Origin of the sequence: Sphingomonas sp. BE138 (assembly GCF_031456125.1) — a bacterium.
Classification (GTDB): Bacteria; Pseudomonadota; Alphaproteobacteria; order Sphingomonadales; family Sphingomonadaceae; genus Sphingomonas.
The window spans coordinates 1-6,637 of sequence record NZ_JAVDUC010000050.1; the positions used below are offsets into that span (position 1 = coordinate 1).

Annotated in this window: 6 protein-coding genes and 1 pseudogene; 3 read left to right on the top strand and 4 right to left on the bottom strand. The window is 64.6% G+C overall.

Annotation, left to right across the window (positions count from 1 at the left end):
* The first annotated feature begins 375 nt into the window (after positions 1-375).
* The 3 genes and pseudogenes from J2Y58_RS20505 to J2Y58_RS20515 all read left to right on the top strand — a co-directional run bounded on the left by J2Y58_RS20505 (position 376) and on the right by J2Y58_RS20515 (position 2,227).
* A complete protein-coding gene (locus J2Y58_RS20505; protein WP_066780665.1) occupies positions 376-1,035 on the top strand; it encodes a PAS domain-containing protein in 660 nt (219 codons plus the stop codon).
* Positions 1,036-1,335: 300 nt separating this feature from the next.
* Positions 1,336-1,862 (top strand): annotated as a pseudogene (locus J2Y58_RS20510) (HWE histidine kinase domain-containing protein).
* Positions 1,859-2,227 carry a response regulator gene (locus J2Y58_RS20515; protein ID WP_066780660.1) on the top strand — a complete coding sequence of 123 codons (369 nt, stop codon included), beginning with the start codon at positions 1,859-1,861 and terminating at the stop codon, positions 2,225-2,227. The pseudogene J2Y58_RS20510 and the gene J2Y58_RS20515 overlap by 4 nt, the downstream one beginning before the upstream one ends.
* A gap of 371 nt (positions 2,228-2,598) precedes the next feature.
* On the opposite strand, the gene J2Y58_RS20520 is transcribed toward J2Y58_RS20515, so the two are convergent.
* From J2Y58_RS20520 to J2Y58_RS20535, 4 genes are all read right to left on the bottom strand, one after another.
* Positions 2,599-3,273 (bottom strand): sigma-70 family RNA polymerase sigma factor, encoded by a 675-nt coding sequence (locus J2Y58_RS20520; protein ID WP_231023664.1) that lies wholly within the window; start codon positions 3,271-3,273, stop codon positions 2,599-2,601.
* Between the two features lie 180 nt (positions 3,274-3,453).
* Entirely contained in the window at positions 3,454-5,049 is a 1,596-nt protein-coding gene (locus J2Y58_RS20525; protein WP_085811333.1) for an AarF/ABC1/UbiB kinase family protein, read from the bottom strand.
* Complete coding sequence (locus J2Y58_RS20530) at positions 5,049-5,726, bottom strand: TetR/AcrR family transcriptional regulator (RefSeq protein ID WP_231023661.1); 678 nt, start codon at positions 5,724-5,726, stop codon at positions 5,049-5,051. The genes J2Y58_RS20525 and J2Y58_RS20530 overlap by 1 nt, the downstream gene beginning before the upstream one ends.
* 124 nt (positions 5,727-5,850) lie before the next feature.
* A partial coding sequence (locus J2Y58_RS20535; RefSeq protein WP_310107269.1) for a hypothetical protein occupies positions 5,851-6,637 on the bottom strand: 787 nt, incomplete at its 5' end.

Sequence of the window (6,637 nt, forward strand, 5' to 3'; positions counted from 1 at the left end):
GAGATCCAGATGCGTGTAGCTGCCCATGCGCAACCCTCCGCCGGGTGGAACCCTCACTTAAGCTAGGTTTTCGCACTTCGATCTAGAATGCACCCGCTTACAATCCGCCAGTCTGATAATATATATTATGTAAAGTCGAGGGAATTTTCCTGAGGCTTTCTTTGTTCCCGATCCCTCTGAATGAGGATGCGTTACCTCACACTCCGCTATATCCTGGCTCTGTCTGCATCGCGGACAAGAACGGATGCATCGGCGCGCGTTCACGCTTTAACTATGATTTGGTTCCGGCGCTTCCCTCAAGTTTTGGGTTCGCCTAAACTGGAAGCAGGCCGTGCAGTGGTTAGCCCGTTGAGATCACCGGACGAGCCATCCCGAATGAACGCCTCTCTCGCCATCAGCATGCCCGAGTTGAACATGGCCGAGCGCACCCGGGCGTTCGCATGGGACCGCACGCCCCTGGGTCCGCGCAGCACTTGGCCGGCGGCCCTTCGCATCTCGGTCGATGCCATGCTTGCCTCGCTCCATCCCATGTGCCTGATCTGGGGGTCGGAGCGCATCCTGCTCTACAACGACGGTTATGCCCCCATCCTGGGCAGCCGGCACCCCGACGCGCTTGGTTACCCGACCGCGGAGGTATGGCCCGAACTATGGCCTGACCTGGAGCCGCTGATCGAGGGGGTGTTCCGGGGCGAAAGCGTCGCCTTCCGGGATCAGCCGCTCACCATGACCCGCAACGGGTTCACGGAGGAGACGTGGTACGACTTCGCCTACTCGCCCGTCTGGGACGACGAAGGCGAGGTCGCGGGCCTGATGAACATCACCTCCGACAGCACCGCGCGCGTGAAGGCGAAGCGCGAGCGCGACGCCGCGACCGCCGAGGCGCAGGAAGCGGCGGTGTTCATGCGCAGCGTGCTGGCCGCCTCGACCGACTGCATCAAGGTCGTGGAGCTGGACGGCACGCTCTCCTTCATGAGCGAAGGCGGCATGAAGACGATGGAGGTCAGCGACTTCAACGCCGTCGCCGGATGCCCCTGACCGAACTTCCTCAAGGAAGGCGGACCCGCCTACGCGAAGGAGGCGATCGAGGCAGCCAAGCGGGGCGAAACCACGCACTTCGAGGCGCCGGCCGATACCTACCTCGGCACCGCCAAGCATTGGTCCATCTCGGTATCGCCCATTCCCGGGCTGGATGGGGAGACCGCCCGCATCCTGTCGGTGTCGCGCGACCACACCGCCCTGGAGCAGGTGCGCCAGCAGCAGCAGCTCCTCAATGGCGAGCTGGCGCACCGCATCAAGAACATCCTGACAATGGTGCAGTCGATCGCCAGCCAGACGATGCGCGACGCGCCCTCGCCGGAGGAGGCATCGGCCGACTTCGCTCCCGCCTCGCCTCCTTGGGGCGTGCGACCGACGTGCTGACCGCATCGTCATGGCAGGAGGCTGGGCTGCACGAGGTGCTGGATGCCGGCCTGACGGCGGTCGCCGGGCAACGCGACCGGATAAAGATGGAAGGCCCGCGCATCCGGTTGAACTCCCAAGCCGCTCTGGCGTTGACCTTGGCCCTGCATGAATTGGCGACCAACGCCACCAAGTATGGAGCGTTGAGCAACGAGACGGGCACGGTGATGATCCAGTGGCAAGTGAGGGATGAGGAAGGTGGCCCCCACTTCTCCTTCCTCTGGCAGGAGCAGGGCGGTCCGCCGGTGTCGGCGCCGACCCGCCGGGGGTTCGGCTCCCGCATGATCGAACGCTCGCTACGTGGCTATTTCCGGGGCGATACCACGTTGAGCTACCCGGTATCTAGCGCCGAGTTCCGGATCGAAGCGCCGCTGGCAGGTGCCGGCGAGGCGATCGGCGCATGACCATCGAGCAAGCCGAGCGGGCGCGAGCCATCCTGATCATGGAGGACGAGGCGTTCATCCGCTACGACCTTGTGGACTTCTTCGAGGATCGCGGCTTCGAGGCCGAGAATGCCGACCAGGCGATTGCGCTGCTGGAAGCGAACGCCACGATCTGGATCGTGCTAACCGACGTTGCCATGCCCGGATCGATGGATGGCATGAAGCTCGGCCACTATGTCCGCGACCGCTATCCCCCGACATTGCTGGTGGTGGTGTCCGGCATCGTGAAGGTGCACCCGTCCGAGCTGCCGACGCGGGCGGCGTTCATTCCCAAGCCTTTCGATTTACGATCGATCCTACGCACGATCGACCGTTTAGCGGCGTAATGGAAAGTGAAGGGGCTTGCTGCTGCCTCCATGGCGACAGCGTCCGTGGATATTCCTGGCGCATCCATTCGGTTATGACACCAACCAAGCGGCGGTGGTTCTCCGAGAATGATGCGTTTCTGCGGCTCGTTTCCGGCGAGCAGCTTCACAGGCGTATTTTGGTAGTTTGGAGGAAATGGCGCTTGCACACCAAGCTGAACCCGCAGGTGCCTTCCTGCGCTATCGGGTCATCCCTGCTCGTTGAAAGATGCTCTCGATGCTGCGGGTCAAGGCGCCTGGCCACTGTTTGCTCGATATTGCCAACTCCACGACGATCTCCGGCCAATGTGCCAAGATTGGGGTACGCATTGGGATCGAGCGAGCCGACCGCTTCAGGCTGCCAGACAGCGATCGGCCGCGCGCTTCGTCCGCCAGCTTTGCAGCAGTTCGATCTGTCTCGTGTGCACCTCGTCGATAGATGGCGGCTCGGCCTGACAGATCGCATCGTCCGCAATGATCTGAGGTTCTGATCCGGAAGCCTCATCGCGGCTCGCGTGATCCATGAGTGCGCGCAGCATCTGCCGCCCCCTTACCACGCGGCTCTTGATTGTGCCGACAGGAACCTGCTCGATCGTGGCCGCTTCTTCGTAGCTCAAGCCCTCGATTCCAACGAATTGAATGCACCGCTGCTGCTCGGGCGTCAGGCGTGGCCACAGGCGGCGAACATCGCTCAACGTCACGACCGACTCCTGGTTTGACGCCACCGGAACGTCGTTGAGTTCGGCAGTCTCGCCCACTTGTACCGTGCGTCGACGACGTACATGCGACAGAAACGAATTGCGAAGAATACGGAAGGTCCACGCCTTCATGTTCGTACCGGCTTCAAATGATGCGCGGCTGCGCCACGCCTTCAGCACGGTTTCCTGAACAAGATCCTGTGCAGCATCAGGATTTCTGGCTAGCGATCGTGCATAGCTTGCCAGCATGGGCATCAGGTTGCTCAATGCAGCGCCGAAATCAGCCCAGTCCTCGGCAAGTGGATGTTGTTCGTAGTCCGGCTGTTCCACACGCAAGGCCCTCGTTCGATCTAACCAGGGTGCGGTTTATACACCAGCCGGTTTACTTATAGAGAACACCCCCTCCCCCTGGATTGTTCCGTCGTTCACAGATGAAGCTCGAGGGGCGGTCTCAGCGCGCGCTAGACGGAAGGCAGAAACCGTGAATCCGTCACATCGGGCGATGGCAGGTCAGCGCCTCCGCCTGCTCGCGAACCAGGCCCAGCTTGCGGGCAATACCGCTGACGCCATCAATATCGTGCCGACAACATCATGGTCACGCTGAAGGATCGCGCCGGCGACCAGCATTCCGGCAGACAGGACGTTGGGATCGGCGCGCCGGAGCGAGGCCGGGGGTGAGACTGCGCGTTTGTGCAACTCGATCGGCAGCGCGCCCGACCGTGCGACACGCTCCGCGAAGGTCACCAAATCGGGGGATACCGCGGCCAGCCGGCCAAGGCTTGTCGCCAGCCGCCGTCCGCCCCGCTTGAGTCCGGCCGGGCCGATCCGCTCGCGCAGAAGTTCGCGCGCGATCGGCGCGGCGCGCGCGGCGATGTCGAAGCCGGGATCGAGCCGTCGCACGAACCCTTCGGCGATCAACAGGGTGCGCAGCAGCAGGGCGAGATCGGGCGGCAGCGCCAGCCGGTAGGTTCGCAGCAGCGCGAATACACGGCCGAAGATGTCGGCTAGCTCGATCTGCTGGAGTACCGCCCCGCGGAATCGCCCAGTGAGCGCGTCGAGGTCGCGGGCCAGCGCCTGACGATCGACATCGGTTTCGCCGGACCATTGCAGCAGCACGTCCGTGACCGACCGCGTATCCTCGCTTGCGATCGCAAGGATGAGCGTGACGACCTCGTTCCTCCGGGCGGGGCTGAGCACGCCGACCGCGCCGAAGTCGATGAACGCGAGCGAGCGATCGGCAAGGACAAAGACGTTGCCGGGATGGGGGTCCGCGTGGAACCGGCCGTTGAAGATGATCATCCGCAGCACGGCATCCGCGTAGCGGCCGGCGACCTCCACGCCCCCCTCCTGCGCCCCGTCGATAATCTCGCGGACTGGCACGCCGTTGAGCCGCTCCTGCACGTTGATCCGGCGCCCGACCTGATCCCAGTAGAAGGCGGGCGTGCGGACGCCGAGCGGCTGCAGGAAGGCCCCGATGCTCTCGCAGGCTGCCGCTTCGGCACTGAGGTCCATTTCCTGCGACAGACTCTCCGCGAAAAACCGGAGCAGGTCGTCAGGTTTGAGGCGCCGTATCTCCGGCGAGTGCCTCGCGGCAAGCCGCGCGATGCGGCGGAGCAGCCGAAGGTCGGCATCGACTCGTTCCGCGATCCCCGGCCGGCGTATCTTGACTACGACTTCGGTTCCGTCGCGAAGGGTGGCGGCATGAACCTGCGCGATCGACGCCGCGGCGATCGGGTCGCGGCCGAAGCTCGCAAACACGTCCTCGATCGGGGAGCCGAGCGCGGCCAGGATCGTCGGCTCCAGCGCCTCGAACGGCAGCGGTGTCACGCGATCCTGCAGCGTTGCCAGCGCACGCACCCATTCCGGCCCTAGCAGGTCTTCACGGGTCGCGAGCACCTGCCCCAGCTTCACCGCGACAGGTCCAAGGTCCCGCAGCAGCGCGACGACCCGCTCGGGCGTACAGACGTCTGCCGGCTGCTCCGAGCGACCTGGCAGCAGACCCAGGCGAGCGGCCAAGCCGTTCAGCCCGTGGCGGCCCATGATCTGGATGAGTTCGGCAAGGCGCGCGCGCTCACCGAGTTGAGGCTCGTCGTCGTTGACGAGCATCACATGGTCCCTTTGTCGACGTGCCGCGGACGGCAGCCGTCGAGAAACAGATCAATCACGCGCAAGATACGTTCGCGAGCTGCATCGTCGTACGCGGGAGGAGACAGCCCGAGCGCCGCGCGGCGCATGGGCGCGACGACGACGAGCGTGACGAACTGCTCGGCAGCGAACACCGGGTCCGCCAGCGACAGCTCGCCCTTGGCATCGGCATGGGCGAGGATGGAGGCCACCCATTGGACAGCCCGCTGATAGCCGAAGTCGTGGATGTTCGCCGCGAGCGCAGGAAAACGCACCGCTTGGGCAATGACGACGCGTTCCATCGAGGCGATCCGAGGCGTCAGGAGCCACTCGAGCAGGCGATCGGCGATGACGCGAAGGCGCGATGCAATGTCGGGTTCGTCGCTGCCGGAGGGTTCGAGCGCGCGCAGCTGCGTATCGATCTCGTCCAGGATGACAGCCTCGAACACGCGAGCCTTGCTGCCGAACCGCGCGTACAGGGTTCGCTTGGAGATGCGCGCCTGTTCGGCGATCATGTCGGCACTGGCGCCGTCGAAACCGTGCTGGAAAAACAGCTCGCGGGCGCTCTTGAGGATATGCGAAGTCAGTCGGAGCGCGTCCTCGGTCGTCGGTCTGCCCATCTTCCCTGGGCGCCGGCTCTTCTTCTCGTCATCGCTCAATCTCGTTCTCCTGGAGCGAGGGTAGCGCGATCCGGACCCGTTGACGAGGATCACGCCGGGACGGTCGGTTCCTCGCCTGCCAGCCCGCTCTCCGACCAGAGTTGTCCTATCGTGTCGCGGTCGATCACTGCCGCGACCCCGGCTTGTAGGTCGGGAGGGACGGTGCACCCACACCCAGCCCTTCCTGATCGAGGCGAACGGCCGTATCTCTGACAGCGCCTGCCTTCTTCCTTGCTGAACGAACGGTTTCACGCAGTTGGGCCTCTTTCACGGTCGCGCTGCGGATCGTGGGTCGAACAGCCTCGACGCGAGCCGTGAGACGCACGGCTCCGCCACGGGCATTCAGCAACGCACGGTTCGCCCTGGCGAGGACGGTTGCGCGGCTTTCTACCACAGCGCTCCCCAACCGTTCGGCGCTTTCGCCGGATCGCTGCAAGGCGTCCCCCAGGGCCACGACACGCCCGCGGGCGCCGGTAAGCGCGTCAGATGCCGCTCCAGCCTTGTCTGCCCAGCCTGCGGAACTCTCCGCGAGCGCCGCCAGCCGATCGCTGGCCCGCTGCTGTTGGGCGGCATCGAGGTTGCGCGACACGGAGTCGACTGTCCGGCTGATCTTGTCCACGAGCGCGACTGGATCCCCTCCCCCGCCAAGAAGCCCACCCTCCTTGGCGGGGATGATGGGAAGCTCACCGACCCTCGTCGCGACGATCGGGGATGCACCGGACTTTGCGCCGTCGAGACTGATGTTGGCCGTCCCTGCCAGTGCGGATCGCGCGATCGTTGCCTTGACACCTGTGACGATGGGGGTTCCCGGTTCGAGTGTCAACGGCGGAGCAAAATCCGGCCACGGTGGCGGTGTAAAAGTAGGCCAGCGGTCGAGGCGTGATGACGACATGGAAAGGGCCCCGATCGGG

Coding starts and splice junctions, on each gene's coding strand:
- J2Y58_RS20505 (WP_066780665.1), top strand. CDS start 376: ATGAACGCCTCTCTCGCCATCAGCATGCCCGAGTTGAACATGGCCGAG.
- J2Y58_RS20515 (WP_066780660.1), top strand. CDS start 1,859: ATGACCATCGAGCAAGCCGAGCGGGCGCGAGCCATCCTGATCATGGAG.
- J2Y58_RS20525 (WP_085811333.1), bottom strand. CDS start 5,049: ATGCTCGTCAACGACGACGAGCCTCAACTCGGTGAGCGCGCGCGCCTT.